Here is a 16,950-nt window from a genome sequence, read left to right on the forward strand (position 1 = left end):
AACCGACATGGTTCGGGGCCTCACTCGTCCGATATCCGACTCAGCGGCGCCGGTCCCGGACCTGCGCCCCTTCGCGCGAATCGGGGGGCTTCGGCTGCCAGGTGCCCCGCGTTTTGGCGAGGTCGATCGCTGTGTGCCCCGCCTCGGTCATCAGGCCCTGCGCGACCATCCGCTCGGCGCGTTCCCGGTTCAGCGCACTCCACGTGCTCCTCGGCCGCCGGGGGCTGAACCGGAGCCGCGAGCTGTGGGCGTCGTGTTTGCGGTGCAGACCGTCGATCCAGCCGTAGCAGAGTGCGTGCTCGACCGCCTCGTGATAGCGCAGGCTCGGCCTTCCGCTGCCTTTGTGCGCGATGATCAACCACACTTCGGTCTCGGACCGGCCGTGGGTGTCCAGCCATGCGCGCCATTCCTCAGCGTTGCTCGCCACGACATCCATGTCAGGAGCCCTTCGTCGACTCGACGATGTCGAGATAGTGCTGGTTGTACATCACGCCGAGCGCGTTGCCGAACGGATCGACGACCGACGCGGTGACGAACCCCGGTCCGCGTTCGGTCACGTCCTCATGCGGCGTGGCCCCCATCGACAGCAAGCGTTCGTATGCCGCCTCGACGTCGTCGACGGCCCAGTAGGTCAGCGCCGAGCCGAGTTCCGTGCTGCCCCGGCCCGGAGGGGTGAACCGGCGGTCGACGAATCCGAGTTCGTGCTGGAAGTCGCCGATGCGGAATTCTGCGTACGCCGTCGTCCCCTCTGCTTCACGGACGAAGTAGGGCTCGATGCCCAGCAGTTCGCTGTACCAGCTCACGGCAGAGTCGAGGTCGTCGACGACGAAATTGGTGGTGGTCAGTCCTCGCAGCATGGCAGCAGTTCCTTTCTCGTTTCTTTCCGGTGAGATCCACTCTTCTCCTCGAAGTGCTCATCAACTGAGCACTTTTACGGGGATAGTTGGGGCCATGCGCGCAGACCGGCTCGTCGCGGCCCTGCTGTTTCTCCAGCAGCGGGGGCGGGTGACCGCCGGGCAGCTCGCCGACGAACTCGAGGTGTCGGTGGCGACGGCCCGACGTGACCTCGAAGCGCTGTCGATCGCCGGGATTCCGGTCTACCCGCAACCCGGGCGTGGTGGTGGCTGGGCACTGGTCGGCGGCGCCCGCACGGACCTGAGTGGCTTGTCGGCCATCGAGACGCAGGCACTGTTTCTGCTGGTCGGTCCGTCGGGCGCGATCTCGGGGGAGGCCAGGACCGCGCTGCGCAAGCTCGTCCGCGCCCTTCCTCAGACCTTTCGGGCCGACGCGGAAGCGGCTGCCGGTGCCGTCATGAGTGACCGCACGGGGTGGAGCCGGCTCGACCGGCCGCGGCCGCACACCGTCGACCTCTTGCAGAATGCCGTGGTGCGTCGCCGGAAGGTGCGACTCACCTACACCAACGCGCTGGGGGACCGCTCGGTGCGCTCGGTCGCTCCGTGGGGCCTCGTCGACAAGGACGAGACCTGGTACCTGATCGCGGGCACCGAGCGTGGGCAGCGCACCTTTCGCGTCGATCGGATCGCCGAGGTCGAAGCAACCGAGGAGATCGCAGAACGTCCCGACGACTTCGCGCTCGACCGGGCGTGGAACGAGGTGGTAGGCGAGGTCGAGCAGAAGCGTTCCGGCACGTGGGCGACCGTCCTCATCGAGACCCGCTACGTCCCGATCCTGCGTGACCACTTCGGTCGCCACTGCCACGTCGACGCCGAGTGTGACGACGGGCGCAGCCGGGTCCGGATCGCTGCACCCACCCCTCGGGACATCGCTCGCAATCTGGCCGGTTGGGGTGGGGCGGTCGAGGTGCTCGCTCCTGACACCGTGCAGCGTGAACTCGCGCGGATCGGGGCCGAACTCACGCAGCGGTACGGCGGCTGATCCTCTCGGCCGCCGTACTCGTCTACGTCCTACTGTCCAGTGGTGAGTGTGCGCTGCCGGTTGGCTGCGTGCCGAAGCTGCAGGATCCGCAGGCCCCCGGTGAGTCCGACGATCACCGCTCCGGCGATCGCGGCGAACAGTAGTGCCACACCCAGCGGCAGCGAGAAGTCCCACCCGAACAGTTCGAGCGTGATGCTGTCGAGGTTCTGCAGGATGAACACCAACAGCAACAGCAAGATCAGGATGCCGGCCAGCAGTGCACTCCAGAGAGCACCGGTCCGGGTGTGCCTGATGCCTTTACGCCGTTCGAGGTCGGGGTGCAGATCACCGGGGGAGTCGGGGTCCGGCGTTGTGCCCGACGAAGGGACGGAGGCGCCGCTGCGCTGCGGGGAGGGGGAGTAGTCGGGATTCGACTCGCCTGGGCCTCGAGAGCTGGTTGACATGTCGTCGGGTACCCCTGCACCGCTCCGATTACTCCGATTCCGGGCGGGCATGTGCCTTGACGTCAACTTCCGACCGAACTCGGCAACCGACTGAGCGAGAAATGAAATACCGCACCATACGGAAACCCTAGAAATGCAGAATCCAAACCCCAAAACCCCCTCACGGAGCGGGCCGGGATTCCGGCGGTCTCGCCGGCGCTCGGCGATCCGGCCGGAAACGGATGCGCTCCCGAGCTCGCCGAACGGTGCTCACGCCCAGACTGGGAGCGTGTCCGGCTGTCAGCTGTGCGTGGGGGTACCGAGCCGGACGATCGCTGCGCAGTCAGAGGAGTGAAGGACGATGAAGGCGACGACATGCGGTCGGATTCGTGCGAGGCATTCGGGTGCGGACATACGAAAAACGAGGCCACAATCTCTTTCGAGTTCGTGACCTCGTGTGGTTGCAGTTCGTGGAACTGCCGGGAGTGTCCGAGGGGGGACTTGAACCCCCACGTCCGTTAATAGGACACTAGCACCTCAAGCTAGCGCGTCTGCCATTCCGCCACTCGGACCGACGTCCACGAGGGACATGCCGGTAGCACCCGCTCCCGCGGGCGCTGAAGAAACAGTAGCGCATGCCGGGGCCGATTCCCAAAACGCCTCGACATCGCGGAGGAACGGCCGTCGGGGCCGATCGGGAGCCACGAACCGGGAGCTGCTGGCCCCACGACAAAGGCCCCGAACCCTTGCGGTTCGGGGCCTTCATCGTCTGTCTCAACGCAGAGTGTCCGAGGGGGGACTTGAACCCCCACGTCCGTTAATAGGACACTAGCACCTCAAGCTAGCGCGTCTGCCATTCCGCCACTCGGACTCATGCTTGCGCCCGCTCCGGCGGGTGCTGTGAAAGACTATCCCACCGAGGCGCCCGCCCCAAATCGGCACCCTCACCTGCACTGATCCAGGACCGGGGCAATGGTAGACATGCATGCATGGCCACACATCCGAGTGCTCACCGTCCCTCCCGGGCAGAGTCGGAGGTCGTCGACCTCGTCTCCCGGTTGATCCGTTTCGACACGTCCAACACCGGCGATCCCGCGACCACCCGCGGCGAGCGCGAGTGTGCCGAATGGGTGGCCTCGCTGCTCGAAGAGGTGGGGTACGAGACCGTCTACGTCGAGTCCGGTGCGCCGGGTCGCGGCAACGTCTTCGCTCGTCTCGCGGGCGCCGACCCTGCCCGCGGTGCGCTGCTGCTGCACGGGCACCTCGACGTCGTGCCGGCCGAACCCGCCGACTGGAGCGTGCACCCGTTCTCCGGTGCCGTGGAGAACGGCTACGTCTGGGGGCGCGGCGCGGTCGACATGAAAGACATGGTCGGCATGATGATCGCGGTCGCGCGGTACTTCAAAGCCGAGAACATCGTTCCTCCCCGCGATCTCGTGTTCGCCTTCCTCGCCGACGAGGAGGCCGGCGGCAAGTACGGGTCGCAGTGGCTCGTCGAACACCGGCCCGACCTGTTCGACGGCGTCACCGAGGCCGTCGGGGAAGTGGGCGGCTTCTCGCTCACCGTCCCGCGTCCCGACGGCAGCGAACGCCGCCTCTACATGGTCGAGACGGCAGAGAAGGGAATGGGCTGGCTGCGGCTGACCGCAACCGGTGTCGCGGGCCACGGTTCGTTCCTCCACGAGGACAACGCCGTCACCGTCCTCTCGCAAGCCGTCGCCCGACTGGGATCCCACACGTTCCCGCTCGTCGTCAACGATTCGGTCGCGGAGTTCCTGGCTGTGGTGGGGGAGGAGACCGGACTCGACCTCGATCCGTCGTCCCCGGACCTCGACGGCACCCTCGCGAAGCTCGGGTCGATCGCCCGGATCGTCGGCGCGACCCTGCGCGACACGGCAAACCCGACCATGCTGGACGCGGGTTACAAGGCCAACGTGATCCCCCGGACCGCGCATGCGATGGTCGACTGCCGAATTCTCCCCGGCCGCCTCGCCGAATTCGAACGCACCGTGGACGAATTGATCGGGCCGAACGTCACGCGAGAATGGATCACGAGCCTCGAGTCGTACGAAACCACCTTCGACGGCGATCTCGTGGACGCGATGAACGCTGCGATCCTCGCGCACGACCCCATCGGGCGCACCGTGCCGTACATGCTCTCCGCCGGAACCGACGCGAAGGCGTTCGCGCGACTGGGTATCCGGTGCTTCGGCTTCGCGCCTCTGCAGTTGCCGCCCGAACTGGACTTCGCTGCTCTGTTCCACGGGGTGGACGAGCGTGTCCCCGTCGACGCACTGCACTTCGGTACCCGCGTCATGGAACACTTCCTCATGCACGCCTGACCCAGTTGTATCCCGATCACGAAAGGACCGGTATGGCCTTCGATTACGACCCGTACAAGTTCCTGCCCGCGTTGCCGACGTTCGAGGTCACCAGCGAAGACTTCGCCGAGGGTGAGGAATGGAAACTTCCTCAGGCGAGCGGAGCGTTCGGGATCCCCGGCGGCGGTGACGTCTCGCCGCAGCTGTCCTGGTCCGGATTTCCGGCGGAGACCAAGAGTTTCGTCGTCACAGTGTTCGACCCGGATGCACCCACCGGTTCGGGATTCTGGCATTGGGCTGTCGCGAACATTCCGGTCACTGTCACCGAGTTGCCCACGGGCGCCGGGACTCCCGGAGCGCCGGGTCTGCCCGAGTCCGCCGTGACGCTCCGTCACGACGGCGGCGCGCACGGATTCATCGGCGCTGCGCCTCCGGCGGGTCACGGCTACCACCGCTACATCGTCGCGGTGCACGCACTCGACGTCGACGTTCTCGATGGTGTCACGGCCGATTCGAGCCCGGCGTTCCTCGGCTTCAACGTCTTCGGCCACGCCATCGCGCGCGGACTTCTCACCGGGACCTACGAGGTCGCCTAGATCTACAACGGCGGGTGACATCGAGGCACGTGATGTGCTGCGATGTCACCCGCCGTGACGGTTCCGCCGGGGGCTACACCCGGGCTCCGGCGCCGACGGCATCGGCGATCGACCGGTAGCCGTGGGCGCGCAGTTTGCGCGCGATGCCTTTGTTGATGCGGCGTGCCCACAGGCCGCCGCCGTAGATGAACCCGGTGTAGCCCTGCACCAGTGAGGCTCCCGCGAGGATGCGTTCCCACGCCTGCTCCGCGGTTTCGATGCCGCCGACGGACACGATCACGAGACGGTCACCGACGCGATGGTGGAGCCGTTGCAGAACCTCGAGCGAGCGAGCCGCCACCGGGGGGCCCGACAGACCGCCGGCGCCGATCTCGTCGATGCGCGCCTGGTCGGTGCGGAGACCGTCGCGGCGGATGGTGGTATTGGTGGCGACGATGCCGGCAAGTCCCAGTTCGAGCGCGAGATCGGCGACGGCGTCGATGTCGTCGTCCGACAGGTCCGGCGCGATCTTCACGAACACCGGCACCGTCACGGTCTCGAGGACGGCAGCGAGCAGTGGGCGCAGGGACGCGACGGCCTGCAGGTCGCGAAGTCCGGGAGTGTTCGGGGACGAGACGTTGACGACGAGGAAGTCGGCGAGTGGCCCGAGCAGGCGCGCGCTCTCGGTGTAGTCGGCGGTCGCGTCCTCTGCGGGCACGACCTTCGTCTTGCCGATGTTTGCGCCGATCGGGACGGTGCGGCGGCGCTGCCGGAGCCGGTTGGCGGCCTCACCTGCGCCGTGGTTGTTGAAGCCCATTCGGTTGACCAGCGCACGGTCCGCGGGGAGCCGGAAGAGCCGGGGCGCCGGATTGCCGGGTTGTGCCTGCGCGGTGACAGTGCCGATTTCAGCGAATCCGAAGCCCAGCGGACCCCATACGTCCACACCCGTGGCGTCCTTGTCGAAACCGGCAGCGAGCCCGAGCGGCGCCGGGAAGTCCACCCCTGCGACGGTGTTGCGCAGGATCGGGTCGTCGGTGACGAGAACCTTCGAGACGAGTGCCCGGGTGGGCGCGAACCGCGTCACCAGACGCATCGCGAAGAACGCGAGGTGGTGCGCACGTTCCGGGGGGAGAAGGAACATCAGCCGAAGAAGCAAGCGGTACACGGACAACTCCCTGCGGGCCCGGCGGCGGCCGGGGTTCGGATCAGCGGACAGTGGGGTGGGGAACAGGTTGGCCGGTCTTGCGGCGACGCAGCAACACCCGGCGACTGCCGTCGGGATAGAGCCGCAGGCGCGTCAACTCCCAGCCGTGGAACTCGGCGGAGATCGCCAGGCGAAGCGACGCACTCACCCGCGACACGTCGCGCGGGAGCCGCAGCGGTGCGTATTCGTATTCGTCGTTACTGGTGTCCCAGTCGACGGGGAGTCGGGTGAACCGGCTGAATCGCTCGTTTGCCATCTCTACCCTTCGATCGGGATCCTCTGCAGTCCGTCGCCGGTCGCCGAGGCGATCACCAGCGTCCCATCAGCCGGGTCGACGGCAACCGAATTCGGCTGTCGCACGGTCGCGAAACGATGGCGTTCCTCCGCGGTCCCGGTCGACAGATCGTAGCCCACCACCTCGTTGCTTCCGGTCAACGTCACCCATACCAGATCACGCTGTTCGTCGTAGGTAACAGCGTACGGAGCGGGGCCGACGGGGTAGCGCTGCCGCAGGATGAGCGAGTCGATGGTGTAGACGAGCAGTTCCTCGCCGGTCGTATCGGTGACGAGCACGCGCCCGTACGGATCGGTGGCCAGCTGGGTCGCGCCGCGTCCGGCCCGCAATGCCGCACCCAGATGCGCGTCCTCGATATCGACCGAGGTGAGCGAGGTCTGCCTGCGGTCGAGAGCGGCGACCGAGTCGCCGCTGACGGCGATCAGGTCGGTCGAGGCGAGTCCCGAGATGGTCTCTTCGACCTCGCCGGTGCCCGGCGCGACGACCAGGACCCGGCCGTCGGCCGTGCCCACCGCCCACCGCCCGTCGGTCAGGACCGCAGCCGAGAGAGCGTCCGCGTCGACGGAAACTTCGGTGACCGCACCGTCGGTGGTGTCGACCTGCGCCACGACGCCGGACCCGGGTGCGAGCACGGTGCCGTCACGTCCGGCGACCACGGTGGCCGCCTCGGCCGGAAGGTCCACGACGCGGGGTTCGGCGGCGCCGTCGTCGAGGAGAAGCAGACGGGTTCCGTCGTCGGCGAGGGCGACCAGCGTGCCGGTGTCGGGCTGGACGGTCAGGGCATCGACCCGGTAGTCGAACGGGCGAACGTTGCCGGCGGCCTCGGGTGCCACGCTGGGGGCGGACGCGGGGGTGGCGGGTTCGATGGTCTGGAGAGTGTCGGACGCGTTCTCCGACGAGCAGCCGGCGAGTACCGCCACCGCGACTCCCCACACCAGCGCGGTCCCACGGATACCCGGTCTGCCCATCGTTCTCGCTCCTCGTCGTCGCGTCGCTTCACGCGCCGACCCGTTCCGCGGCGGCGCGTAGCTTCCAGTGTTCCTGATCGCCGTTGCCTCGCCGCACCCGGCTCGGGGCGATCGCGGTGCCTGTGACGCCCGGCTCACATCGTGGAGGATGTGCTGCCGCGCCGCGGGAGCACGAGCGGAGTCCCGGTTTCCGGGTGCTGCGTCACGCGCACCTGATAGTTGTAGACCCTGGCCAGGAGGTCTTCGGTCAGGACCGCGGCGGGTGGGCCGTGGGCCGCGATCCGGCCGTTCTCGAGCACGCAGATCCGGTCTGCGTAGGCGGCCGCCAGGCCGAGGTCGTGCAGGACTACGACGACAGCGTGGCCTCGGTCGGCGCGATCCCGAACGACCTGCATCACCGATTCCTGATGGCCGATGTCGAGGGCTGCGGTGGGTTCGTCGAGCAACAGCGTTTCGGTGTCCTGCGCGAGTACCCGCGCGAGCGCGACCCGGGCCCGTTCGCCGCCCGAGAGCGCAGGAAAGGGCCGGTCGGCGAGGTGCGTGACGTCGCAGGTGGCGAAGGCGTCCGCGACGATCCGGTCGTCGTCGTCCTGCCGCGGGGTGCGCGACCATGCCGCACGTCCCATGCGCACCACCTGCCGGGCGGTGAACGGGAAACCGACGGCGTGGTGCTGCGGCAGCACCGCGCGCCTGCGGGCAAGCGCCAGGGGAGACCAGTCGGCGAGCGGTCGTCCGTCGACCTCGATGCGTCCGCCGCTGATCGGGAGGTCACCGGTCAGTGCGGCGAGCAGGGTGGATTTGCCGGCACCGTTGGGGCCGACGAGCGCGAGCACCTCACCGACCCGCACCTCGAGGTCGACGCCGCGGAGGATCTCCCGGGTGCCCCGGCTCAGCTGTACCCCGGTGGCGCGCACGGTGGTGGTGCCGGGCCCGGATCGTGCCGGTACCGCGCGGTCCTCGCGTCGGTGCAGCAGCCGGCTCATGCCCAGCCTCCTTGTTGGGCGCGGGTGCGGCGCAGCATCCAGAAGAAGGCCGGACCGCCGATCAGCGCCGTGATCATGCCGAGTGGCAGGTCGGCGTTCTCGACGAGGGTGCGCGCGCCCAGGTCGGCTGCGAGCAGAACGACGGCGCCCGCCAGAACACTCGCGCAGACGAGCACGCGATGCGCCGGGCCGAGGAGCATGCGCATCAGGTGGGGCACCACCAGACCCACGAACATGATGATTCCCGTGAAGGCGACTGCGGCGCTGACCAACACCGCCACCACGACGATCGAGATCTGGCGGACCCGTTCGACGTCGACGCCGAGATGCCGGGCCACGTTTTCGCCGAGCGCGAGGAGGTCGAGTCTGGGAGCCAGCACGGCGGCGGCCGCGACGCCCACGAGGGTCAGGGGTGCCACCACGGAGACGGTGTCCCAGGTGGCCCCGCCGAGGCTGCCGAGTTGCCAGAAGACGATCTGGTCGCGGGCGGCGGGATCGGCGACGAAGGTGAAGAAGGCGATGAGACCTCCGGCGACGGCGTTGACCGCGACACCGGTGAGGATGACGGTGACGACCTCGGTACGTCCGTCGGAACGCGACAGCATGTAGACGAGCGCGGTGGTGACCAGACCGGTGAGCAGTGCCGCCCACGCGAGTGACCATCCGGAGGTGAACGCGCCGCCGAGCACGATGACCGCGGACGCGCCCACCGCGGCTCCGGAGGACACCCCGATCACGCCGGGTTCGGCGAGGGGATTGGCGAAGATGCCCTGCAGAAGCGCCCCGGAGCAGCCGAGCGCGGCTCCGACCAGCATCGCGAGCGCCACACGCGGGAACCGCACCTCCCACAGTGTCACTTCGCCGGCGGGGTGTGCGGGCATCGGCCCGAGGTCCAGACCGATGCGGTGCAGCAGGCTTCCGACTACTTCCGCGGGACTTGTGGGGACCTGCCCGAGACATGCGGACACGACAGCGAGGATCAGCAGTGCTGCGCCGAGGCCCACGAAGACCATCGTGGTGCGTCCGATGCCTGCTTTCTCGACCGTCCCGCCGGGGGCCACCGGATCGTCGGCGGTGCCGCTGAGGGGGCCGCCGGGGCGACCCGCGGTCATGCGGTATCCGTCCGGTACAGCGCTTCGACGAGTGCCCCGAGCACTTTTCCGGTGTCGGGTCCGAAACTGAGCAACACCGAATCGTCCATGTCGACGATGTTCTGCGTCTTACCGGCGGGAGTTTGCGCCACGCCCGGAAGGGCTGCGAGACCGTCGGGGCCACCGACGGATTCGAGACTGTGCGTCATGATCAGGATGACATCGGGTGAGGACGCGATCATCGCCTCACTGGTGATGGGCACGAACTGGGATTCGAGGCCGGCGAGGATGCCGGCGTCGCGTGCGCCCGCGGCGGCGACCAGGGCATCTGCGCCCGATCCCGGTCCGCCGAGCATTTTGATCGCCGAACCCCGCAGGTACAGGAACGCGACGGTGAGATCGGGATGGTCGGACGGGACGGAGTCGCGTGCCGCGGTGATCTCGTCGAGAGTGCGCCGGGTCAGCGCCGCGCCGGCTTCGGGCACGCCGAGGGCTGCGGCGACCATCTCGATGCCGGGGGCGACGGTGTCGAGGTTGCGCTCGGGGTCGACGAACACCACCGGCACTCCGGTTGCGCGGATCTGTTCCTGCACCGCGAGCGGGCCGATGGAGGTGTCGGTGAGCACGACCGTCGGGTTCAGCGCGAGGACGGCCTCCGTGTTGAGGCTGTGGCCACCGGGCGTCACGTTGGGAATGTGTTCGCCGGCAGGGAAAATCGCGGTCGACCGCCCGACGATGTTGCCGCCGAGACCCAGTGAGTGCACGGTCTGGGCGAGGGTTCCGGAGCGGTCGGCCACGACGATCCGGGAGACGTCGGTGACGGTGACATCCACGCCGTCGGCACCGCGCACGGTGGCGGGCAGGGTCGGCGACGGGGTGGTTCCGATCGGACGGGGGTTGCGGTCGTCGACCACGGCGGTGCGGTGACCTGTCGCGACGGAACTGGACGGGCCGTCTCCGGCGGGTGAACTACACGCACCGGCGAACGCGGTGGTGAGTACGAGCAGCAGCACGGTCAGCGTCGTGCGGGGCGAGACGAGCATCGTCAGGCCTGAACCCGGTAGCGGTCGATGCGTGCAGCAAGGTCCTCGAACAGCGCACGGTTGAGGCCGTAGGCGAGGATTGTCTCGTCGATCACTGCCTGCTGCTGGTCGCTGTCGAGCGGGGCGGCATCCAGGGTGGCGCGGTAGGCGTCCTTGAACGGCTTGGGCTTGGGGATGGCGTCGAAGATGTAGAACCGCAGGCCGTCCCGTTCGTAGCCGTAGGCACGCTCGAGCATCCGGCGGATGATCTGTCCGCCGGACAGGTCACCGAGGTAGCGCAGGTAATGGTGGGCGACGAACGCTTCCGGCGAGGACGCCGCTACCTGCTCGAGACGCTGGACGTACGCGGTGGTCGCGGGGAGGGGAGTGATCCGGCTGCGCCAGTCGTGGCCGATCAGGAAGTCGAGGTCGGCTTCGAGGGCAGGGATACGAAGCAGGTCGTCCGAGAGCAGCGGCCCGACGATCGGATCGGCGGTGTAGGTGCGGCCGATGCGTTCGAGCGCGTCGTAGAGGAACCACGACTGCGCGATCAATTCGGCGTGGGCTTGGGCGGTGAGCGTGCCGGCGAGCAGTTCGGAGACGAACACGGAGTTCTCGGTGTCCCGGTGCGCCTGCTGTGTATGGATCTTGATGCGCTCGGCGAATCCGGCGACCTCGATTGCGGCCATGGGCCGACCTCCCTGCATTCCGAATGATCCTACCTACGGAGAGGGTAGCCTAACCTTTGCTGATTCGGCGAGGGCAATGCAGCCGGTTATGCGCTCACATCGTCGAGCGCGGCAGCGATTGCCGGCGGCAGCGCGAGCTCTTCGGCCACGAGCACCCCGGTGAGCTGTGCCAGGTCGCGCGCGCCCACCAGAGTGGATGCCACCTGCGGCCGGTCCCGGACCCACGCCAGCGCCACCGCGAGCGGCGACGTTCCGAGCCCGTCCGCCGCCGTTGCCACCGCGTCCACCACGCGTACCGCGGATTCGGTGAGGTAGCGACGTACTTCTTCGGCGTGCACCTCGTCCGCGCCGCGCGAATCCGCCGGCATTCCCGAGCGATACTTGCCGGTCAGCACCCCGCCGGCCAGGGGCACCGCCGCGAACACCCCGACACCGTGATGGGCCGCGGCCGGGACCAGTTCCTCCTCGACGCCGCGCGCGAGCAACGAATACTCGACCTGCGTGCACACCATCGGGGCCGGTCGCCGTGCCGCCGCAGCGGCGGTCGCCAGTTGCCATCCGAGGTAACCGCGCACCCCGACATACCGGACGCGACCGCTCGCGACCGCGAACTCGAGTGCGGAGGCGACTTCTTCGATCGGAGTGTGCGGATCCCACGTCGCGACCTGCCACACATCGAGGTGGTCGGTTCCGAGTTCCCGCAGCGTCGTATCGAGCTGGGTGAGCAATCCGCCGCGCGAACAGTCGACGCGCCCGGACCCGATCTTGGTCGTGTCGATGCCCGAGCTACCGGACAATACGAGTTCGTCCCGGGGGACGACGTCGTCGAGCAGTTCCGCGAGGATGCGCTGCGACACCCCGTCGCCGTAGGCGGGAGACGTATCGACGAGCGTGCCCCCGGCGTCGACGAAAGCCGACAGCTGCGCCGCCGCCTCGTCCCCGTCGGTGCCGCGACCCCACGTCAAAGTGCCCAAGCCGAGCCGCGACACGCGCAACCCGCTCGAACCGACAGTCCTGTATTCCATAGCGACCGCACTACCTCCCCGGCATCGGGATCGTGCGGTACCGCACCGCGCTCCCCGGGTGGCAAGCCTAGTGCCGAGGCGTACCGAGGGTGTTCCGGCGCGCCGAGAGCACCGTTGCCACGTAGCCTTCCGCGAGTGAGGAACCAGCGCCGCGCCCTCTCCTGCTCGGCCGGGCACACGGAGGTCTCCGCATGATCGGCGAATCGATGACCTGGCTACAGACGATCGTGCTCGGAATCGTCCAGGGGCTGACCGAGTTTCTTCCCGTGTCGTCGTCCGGTCACATGCGCATCGTCTCCGAGGTCTTCTTCGGGGAGGACGCCGGAGCATCGTTCACCGCGGTGACCCAGCTCGGCACCGAAGCCGCGGTGTTCGTGTACTTCGCCCGCGACATCTGGCGCATCGTCCGGGCCTGGTTCCGCGGGCTCGTGAACCGGGAGCGGCGCGCCGACCACGATTACAAGATGGGTTGGTACGTCATTCTCGGCACCATCCCCATCGGCATCCTCGGCATCGTCTTCAAGGACGACATCCGCACGGTTGCCCGCAACCTCTGGCTCGTCGCGACGATGCTCATCGTCTTCTCGATCGTGATCGCGGCAGCCGAGTACTTCGGCAAGCAGCGTCGCGGCGTCGAGCAGCTCACCCTCAAGGACGGTCTGATCATGGGGTCGGCGCAGGCACTGGCGCTGATTCCCGGCGTCTCGCGCTCCGGCGGCACCATCTCGGCGGGCCTGTTCCTCGGCCTCACCCGAGAAGCCGCGGCCCGCTATTCGTTCCTGCTCGCGATCCCCGCGGTCGTCGCGTCGGGTCTGTTCAGTCTCCCCGACGCATTCGAGCCGGTCGGAGAGGGACTCAACGCATCCGGACCGCAGTTGCTCGTCGCTACCCTCATAGCGTTCGCTGTCGGTTACGCCGCCATCGCCTGGCTGCTCAGGTTCCTCGTCAACCACTCGATGTACTGGTTCGTCGGTTACCGCGTCGCCCTCGGCGTCGTGGTGCTCGCGCTACTCGGCACCGGCGTGATCTCTGCGACGTGATCGGCCGGTGACCCGCCGACTGTCTGCGGCGACGCCGCGTGGCGCGGCCTCTAGGCTGGATCCATGACGGTAATCCTGCTGCGCCACGGACGATCGACGGCCAACACCTCGCATGTTCTGGCCGGCCGTACCCCGGGTGTCGAACTCGACGAGGTCGGCCACATCCAGGCGAAGAATCTCGTCACCCGGCTGTCCGGGCTCGAGATCACCGAGATCGTGCGGTCGCCGCTGCTCCGGTGCCGGCAGACCGTGGAGCCGTTGAGCCACGACCGCGGACTGACCCCGGTGGTCGAGGATCGGCTCGCGGAGGTGGACTACGGCGGATGGACCGGCCGGGCACTGAAGGATCTGCTGCAGGAGCCGCTGTGGAAAGTAGTTCAGCAGCACGCGTCGGCGGCGGTGTTCCCCGACGGTGAGGGCCTGGCCCAGGTGCAGGCCCGCGCGGTCGCGGCGATCCGCGAACACGACCGGCGACTCGCCGACGCGCACGGCAAAGACGTCGTCTGGGTGGCCTGCACGCACGGCGACGTGATCAAGTCGATCCTCGCCGATGCGCTCGCCACCCACCTCGACGGATTCCAGCGGATCGTCGCGGAACCCGCGTCGATCTCCGTCGTCCGGTACACGGATACGCGACCGTTCGTGCTGCGCATCAACGACACCGGTTCGGACCTGTCCGGGCTCGCCGGGCCGGCCGCTCCCAAGTCGGTACCCGGCGGCGAGGTACCCGGCGGTGCTGCCGACGGCGACGAATCCGCAGGTGGAGAACCCGAAGGGAATACGGGCGGATAATGAGAATGTCCGGCATGGCAGAGTGGGTTGACTCGAGGAGGTGCGATGGCTCGCGCGATACACGTGTTTCGTACTCCGGACCGGTTCATCGCCGGCACCGTCGGTGAACCGGGGGACCGGGTGTTCTATCTGCAGGCCGTGCACGAGTCCCGGATTGTGAGCGTCCTGCTGGAAAAGCAGCAGGTGCAGATCCTGGCCGACAGGATGGGCCTGTTGCTCGAAGAGGTGCACCGCAGGTTCGGCACGGCGGTACCGGATGAACTGCCCGTCGACATCGATCCGCTGGTGACACCCATCGAAGCGGAATTCCGCGTGGGCACCATGGGCCTCGGCTGGGACTCCGACTCCGGGGCCGTGGTCGTGGAGTTGCTTGCCGTCACCGACACCGAACTCGACGAGTCCGTTGTCCTCGACGACACCGAGGAAGGCCCCGACGCCGTTCGGGTGTTCCTCACCCCGGTGCAGGCCCGCGAATTCGCCGCGCGCTCGGACATGGTGATCGCGGCAGGCCGCGCGCCGTGCCCGCTGTGTGGTGAGCCCATCGGCGGCGACGGCCACATCTGCATTCGCACCAACGGATACCTGCGTACTCCCGGTTTCGATCCGGCGTCCTGGTTCGGCGAGGAGAGCTGACGGTGACCCCCGTCGCCGACCTGCGCACCGTTCTGACCGAAGGTGAACTCACCGTCATCGGTCAGATCGCCCACGCCAGCAACGCGACGCTGGTGTGCGATGCGAGCTACGGCGGCACCGTCGTCCGCTGCGTCTACAAGCCCGTGCGCGGCGAACGGCCACTGTGGGATTTCCCGGACGGCACCCTCGCCGGCAGGGAGGTCGCGTCGTACCTGATCTGTGAGGCGCTCGGCTGGGGTGTCATCCCGCTCACGGTGCTCCGCGACGGTCCGTTCGGCCCGGGGATGGTGCAACGCTGGATCGACACCCGCGATCCATCCGACGGCCCGGCCGACCGGCTGGACGTGGTCGATCTCTACCCGGCCGGAGCTGTGCCCGAGGGATGGCTGCCGATCCTCCGGGCCCGCGACCTCGACGGTGACGACGTCCTGCTCATCCATGCCGACGACCCGCGCCTGCACCGGATGGCGGTGCTGGATCTCGTGCTCAACAATGCCGACCGCAAGGGCGGGCACGCCCTCGAAGGTGTCGACGGCAACGTCTACGGGATCGACCACGGCATCTGCCTGCACCGCGACGACAAGCTCCGGACGGTGCTGTGGGGGTGGGCCGGCGACCCCATCGACCCCGCACTGCTCACCGACCTCGACAAACTCGCGCGCCGCCTCCAAGGTGAATTCGCCGACGTGCTGCGCGAGTACATCACCGCCGACGAAGTCGAGGCGCTGCGCCGGCGAATCGAGGCCCTCCTCGAGCATCCCGTCATGCCCCGGCCGCTCGGCGAGCGCCGGATTCCGTGGCCTGCCTTCTGAGATCCTGACCGCCGGGTGCCCCGGCAGGGGCGTCGCGCCGCTCCACTACTCTCGTATCCATGCAGTCTTGGTCCGACGTCGCGATCCCGTCCGTCCCCGGTGAGGGGCCCCCGTTGCGGTTGTTCGACACCGCGGATCGCGCGGTGCGCCCCGTCACACCCGGCGCGACCGCGACGATGTACGTCTGCGGCATCACCCCGTACGACGCCACCCACCTCGGGCACGCAGCCACCTACCTGGCCTTCGACCTCGTCAATCGCATCTGGCGCGACGCCGGACACGACGTGCACTACGTGCAGAACGTCACCGACGTCGACGATCCGCTGTTCGAACGCGCGGAGCGCGACGGCGAGGACTGGATGGTCCTCGGAATGCGGGAGACCGCGCTCTTCCGGGAAGACATGGAAGCGCTGCGCGTGCTGCCGCCCCGTGACTACATCGGCGCCGTCGAATCGGTGAACGAGGTCGTCGAACTCGTCGAGAAGCTCGTCGCATCGGGCGCCGCCTACACGGTCGACGATCCCGAGTACCCCGACGTGTACTTCCGGGTGGACGCCACCGAGCAATTCGGCTATGAATCCGGGTACGACCACGACACGATGATGCGGTTCTTCGCCGAGCGCGGCGGCGATCCCGACCGTTCGGGCAAGCGCAATCCGCTCGACGCGCTGCTGTGGCGCGCGCAGCGACCGGGGGAGCCGGCGTGGCCGTCTCCGTTCGGTGACGGCCGCCCGGGCTGGCACATCGAGTGCGCCGCGATCGCCCTCAACCGCATCGGCAGTGGTTTCGACGTGCAGGGTGGCGGCAGCGACCTGATCTTCCCGCACCACGAGTTCTCGTCCGCACACGCCGAAGCCGTCACCGGTGATCGGCGTTTCGCGCGGCACTACGTCCACACCGGCATGATCGGTCTCGACGGCGAGAAGATGTCCAAGTCGCGCGGCAACCTGGTGTTCGTCTCCAAGCTGCGGGCGCAGGGCGTCGACCCCTCCGCGATCCGCCTCGGGCTGCTCTCCGGGCACTACCGCACCGATCGGGCCTGGACCGAGGAGGTGCTTTCCGACGCGCACACCCGGCGCGCGCGGTGGCGCGCGGGGGCGGCCCGGACCTCGGGCCCCGCCCCCCCCCCCCCCCCCCCCCCGCCGCGCCCCCCCCCCCCCCCCGCGCCCCGCCCCCCCCCCC

Annotated in this window: 19 protein-coding genes and 2 tRNA genes; 8 read left to right on the forward strand and 13 right to left on the reverse strand. The window is 68.5% G+C overall.

All coding sequences use genetic code 11. From position 1 onward, the window contains the following. Window positions 1–40: 40 nt before the first annotated feature. Together TVH25_RS16175 and TVH25_RS16180 are read right to left on the reverse strand one after the other, a co-directional pair. A complete protein-coding gene (locus tag TVH25_RS16175; RefSeq protein WP_422424807.1) occupies window positions 41–427 on the reverse strand; it encodes a YdeI/OmpD-associated family protein in 387 nt (128 codons plus the stop codon). A gap of 10 nt (window positions 428–437) precedes the next feature. After that, window positions 438–857, reverse strand: a complete 420-nt coding sequence (locus tag TVH25_RS16180) for a VOC family protein (protein WP_422424808.1) — start codon at window positions 855–857, stop codon at window positions 438–440. A 94-nt stretch (window positions 858–951) separates the two neighbouring features. Between TVH25_RS16180 and TVH25_RS16185 the strand changes: the two genes are divergently transcribed. Next, complete coding sequence (locus TVH25_RS16185) at window positions 952–1,896, forward strand: helix-turn-helix transcriptional regulator (protein WP_422424809.1); 945 nt, start codon at window positions 952–954, stop codon at window positions 1,894–1,896. 29 nt (window positions 1,897–1,925) lie between these two features. Here the strand turns inward: TVH25_RS16185 and TVH25_RS16190 are convergent, their stop codons facing one another. From TVH25_RS16190 to TVH25_RS16200, 3 genes are all read right to left on the reverse strand, one after another. Continuing rightward, on the reverse strand, window positions 1,926–2,339 hold the full coding sequence (locus TVH25_RS16190) for a LapA family protein (protein WP_169621964.1): 414 nt from the start codon (window positions 2,337–2,339) through the stop codon (window positions 1,926–1,928). Between the two features lie 465 nt (window positions 2,340–2,804). Then, a tRNA-Leu gene (locus TVH25_RS16195) sits at window positions 2,805–2,890 on the reverse strand. Between the two features lie 213 nt (window positions 2,891–3,103). Continuing rightward, window positions 3,104–3,189 (reverse strand) — tRNA-Leu (locus TVH25_RS16200). A gap of 118 nt (window positions 3,190–3,307) precedes the next feature. Between TVH25_RS16200 and TVH25_RS16205 the strand changes: the two genes are divergently transcribed. Both TVH25_RS16205 and TVH25_RS16210 read left to right on the forward strand, forming a co-directional pair. Beyond that, window positions 3,308–4,660: a M20/M25/M40 family metallo-hydrolase gene (locus tag TVH25_RS16205; RefSeq protein ID WP_422424810.1), complete on the forward strand. Its 1,353-nt coding sequence runs from the start codon at window positions 3,308–3,310 to the stop codon at window positions 4,658–4,660. Window positions 4,661–4,692: 32 nt separating this feature from the next. After that, window positions 4,693–5,235 carry a YbhB/YbcL family Raf kinase inhibitor-like protein gene (locus tag TVH25_RS16210; protein WP_169622206.1) on the forward strand — a complete coding sequence of 181 codons (543 nt, stop codon included), beginning with the start codon at window positions 4,693–4,695 and terminating at the stop codon, window positions 5,233–5,235. 73 nt (window positions 5,236–5,308) lie between these two features. Here TVH25_RS16210 and TVH25_RS16215 read toward each other — a convergent pair whose 3' ends face one another. From TVH25_RS16215 to TVH25_RS16250, 8 genes are all read right to left on the reverse strand, one after another. Further along, window positions 5,309–6,379 carry a quinone-dependent dihydroorotate dehydrogenase gene (locus TVH25_RS16215; RefSeq protein ID WP_422424811.1) on the reverse strand — a complete coding sequence of 357 codons (1,071 nt, stop codon included), beginning with the start codon at window positions 6,377–6,379 and terminating at the stop codon, window positions 5,309–5,311. Between the two features lie 40 nt (window positions 6,380–6,419). Next, on the reverse strand, window positions 6,420–6,674 hold the full coding sequence (locus TVH25_RS16220; protein ID WP_169622208.1) for a DUF5703 family protein: 255 nt from the start codon (window positions 6,672–6,674) through the stop codon (window positions 6,420–6,422). A 2-nt stretch (window positions 6,675–6,676) separates the two neighbouring features. After that, window positions 6,677–7,681, reverse strand: a complete 1,005-nt coding sequence (locus TVH25_RS16225; protein WP_422424813.1) for a hypothetical protein — start codon at window positions 7,679–7,681, stop codon at window positions 6,677–6,679. 134 nt (window positions 7,682–7,815) lie between these two features. Further along, the gene (locus TVH25_RS16230) at window positions 7,816–8,664 is read right to left on the reverse strand and encodes a heme ABC transporter ATP-binding protein (RefSeq protein WP_422424815.1); all 849 of its coding nucleotides are present in this window, start codon (window positions 8,662–8,664) and stop codon (window positions 7,816–7,818) included. After that, a complete protein-coding gene (locus TVH25_RS16235; RefSeq protein ID WP_422424825.1) occupies window positions 8,661–9,677 on the reverse strand; it encodes a FecCD family ABC transporter permease in 1,017 nt (338 codons plus the stop codon). Before TVH25_RS16235 ends, TVH25_RS16230 begins: the two co-directional genes overlap by 4 nt. Before the next feature lie 95 nt (window positions 9,678–9,772). Then, complete coding sequence (locus tag TVH25_RS16240; protein WP_422424817.1) at window positions 9,773–10,798, reverse strand: heme/hemin ABC transporter substrate-binding protein; 1,026 nt, start codon at window positions 10,796–10,798, stop codon at window positions 9,773–9,775. Between the two features lie 2 nt (window positions 10,799–10,800). After that, window positions 10,801–11,466 carry a heme oxygenase (biliverdin-producing) gene (locus TVH25_RS16245; RefSeq protein WP_422424819.1) on the reverse strand — a complete coding sequence of 222 codons (666 nt, stop codon included), beginning with the start codon at window positions 11,464–11,466 and terminating at the stop codon, window positions 10,801–10,803. An 86-nt stretch (window positions 11,467–11,552) separates the two neighbouring features. Then, window positions 11,553–12,491: an aldo/keto reductase gene (locus tag TVH25_RS16250; protein WP_169622213.1), complete on the reverse strand. Its 939-nt coding sequence runs from the start codon at window positions 12,489–12,491 to the stop codon at window positions 11,553–11,555. A 194-nt stretch (window positions 12,492–12,685) separates the two neighbouring features. On the opposite strand from TVH25_RS16250, the gene TVH25_RS16255 reads away from it, so the two are divergent. From TVH25_RS16255 to mshC, 5 genes are all read left to right on the forward strand, one after another. Beyond that, window positions 12,686–13,531 (forward strand): undecaprenyl-diphosphate phosphatase, encoded by an 846-nt coding sequence (locus TVH25_RS16255; protein WP_422424827.1) that lies wholly within the window; start codon window positions 12,686–12,688, stop codon window positions 13,529–13,531. Window positions 13,532–13,594: 63 nt separating this feature from the next. Then, window positions 13,595–14,323 carry a histidine phosphatase family protein gene (locus TVH25_RS16260; protein ID WP_296550128.1) on the forward strand — a complete coding sequence of 243 codons (729 nt, stop codon included), beginning with the start codon at window positions 13,595–13,597 and terminating at the stop codon, window positions 14,321–14,323. Window positions 14,324–14,368: 45 nt separating this feature from the next. Continuing rightward, a complete protein-coding gene (locus TVH25_RS16265; protein WP_169622216.1) occupies window positions 14,369–14,956 on the forward strand; it encodes a DUF3090 domain-containing protein in 588 nt (195 codons plus the stop codon). Window positions 14,957–14,958: 2 nt separating this feature from the next. Further along, window positions 14,959–15,768: an SCO1664 family protein gene (locus tag TVH25_RS16270; RefSeq protein ID WP_422424821.1), complete on the forward strand. Its 810-nt coding sequence runs from the start codon at window positions 14,959–14,961 to the stop codon at window positions 15,766–15,768. A gap of 59 nt (window positions 15,769–15,827) precedes the next feature. After that, window positions 15,828–16,950: cysteine--1-D-myo-inosityl 2-amino-2-deoxy-alpha-D-glucopyranoside ligase (gene mshC, locus TVH25_RS16275; RefSeq protein WP_422424823.1), on the forward strand; the 1,123-nt coding region annotated here is incomplete at its 3' end.

This window comes from Rhodococcus sp. 7Tela_A2, assembly GCF_049311045.1.
Taxonomy (GTDB): domain Bacteria; phylum Actinomycetota; class Actinomycetes; order Mycobacteriales; family Mycobacteriaceae; genus Rhodococcus.

Bases quoted from the DNA above. Each gene is read 5' to 3' on its own strand.
- TVH25_RS16180 (WP_422424808.1), bottom strand. From the start codon at position 857: ATGCTGCGAGGACTGACCACCACCAATTTCGTCGTCGACGACCTCGAC.
- TVH25_RS16185 (WP_422424809.1), top strand. From the start codon at position 952: ATGCGCGCAGACCGGCTCGTCGCGGCCCTGCTGTTTCTCCAGCAGCGG.
- TVH25_RS16190 (WP_169621964.1), bottom strand. From the start codon at position 2,339: ATGTCAACCAGCTCTCGAGGCCCAGGCGAGTCGAATCCCGACTACTCC.
- TVH25_RS16205 (WP_422424810.1), top strand. From the start codon at position 3,308: ATGGCCACACATCCGAGTGCTCACCGTCCCTCCCGGGCAGAGTCGGAG.
- TVH25_RS16210 (WP_169622206.1), top strand. From the start codon at position 4,693: ATGGCCTTCGATTACGACCCGTACAAGTTCCTGCCCGCGTTGCCGACG.
- TVH25_RS16220 (WP_169622208.1), bottom strand. From the start codon at position 6,674: ATGGCAAACGAGCGATTCAGCCGGTTCACCCGACTCCCCGTCGACTGG.
- TVH25_RS16225 (WP_422424813.1), bottom strand. From the start codon at position 7,681: ATGGGCAGACCGGGTATCCGTGGGACCGCGCTGGTGTGGGGAGTCGCG.
- TVH25_RS16230 (WP_422424815.1), bottom strand. From the start codon at position 8,664: ATGAGCCGGCTGCTGCACCGACGCGAGGACCGCGCGGTACCGGCACGA.
- TVH25_RS16235 (WP_422424825.1), bottom strand. From the start codon at position 9,677: ATGGTCTTCGTGGGCCTCGGCGCAGCACTGCTGATCCTCGCTGTCGTG.
- TVH25_RS16240 (WP_422424817.1), bottom strand. From the start codon at position 10,798: ATGCTCGTCTCGCCCCGCACGACGCTGACCGTGCTGCTGCTCGTACTC.
- TVH25_RS16245 (WP_422424819.1), bottom strand. From the start codon at position 11,466: ATGGCCGCAATCGAGGTCGCCGGATTCGCCGAGCGCATCAAGATCCAT.
- TVH25_RS16250 (WP_169622213.1), bottom strand. From the start codon at position 12,491: ATGGAATACAGGACTGTCGGTTCGAGCGGGTTGCGCGTGTCGCGGCTC.
- TVH25_RS16260 (WP_296550128.1), top strand. From the start codon at position 13,595: ATGACGGTAATCCTGCTGCGCCACGGACGATCGACGGCCAACACCTCG.
- TVH25_RS16265 (WP_169622216.1), top strand. From the start codon at position 14,369: ATGGCTCGCGCGATACACGTGTTTCGTACTCCGGACCGGTTCATCGCC.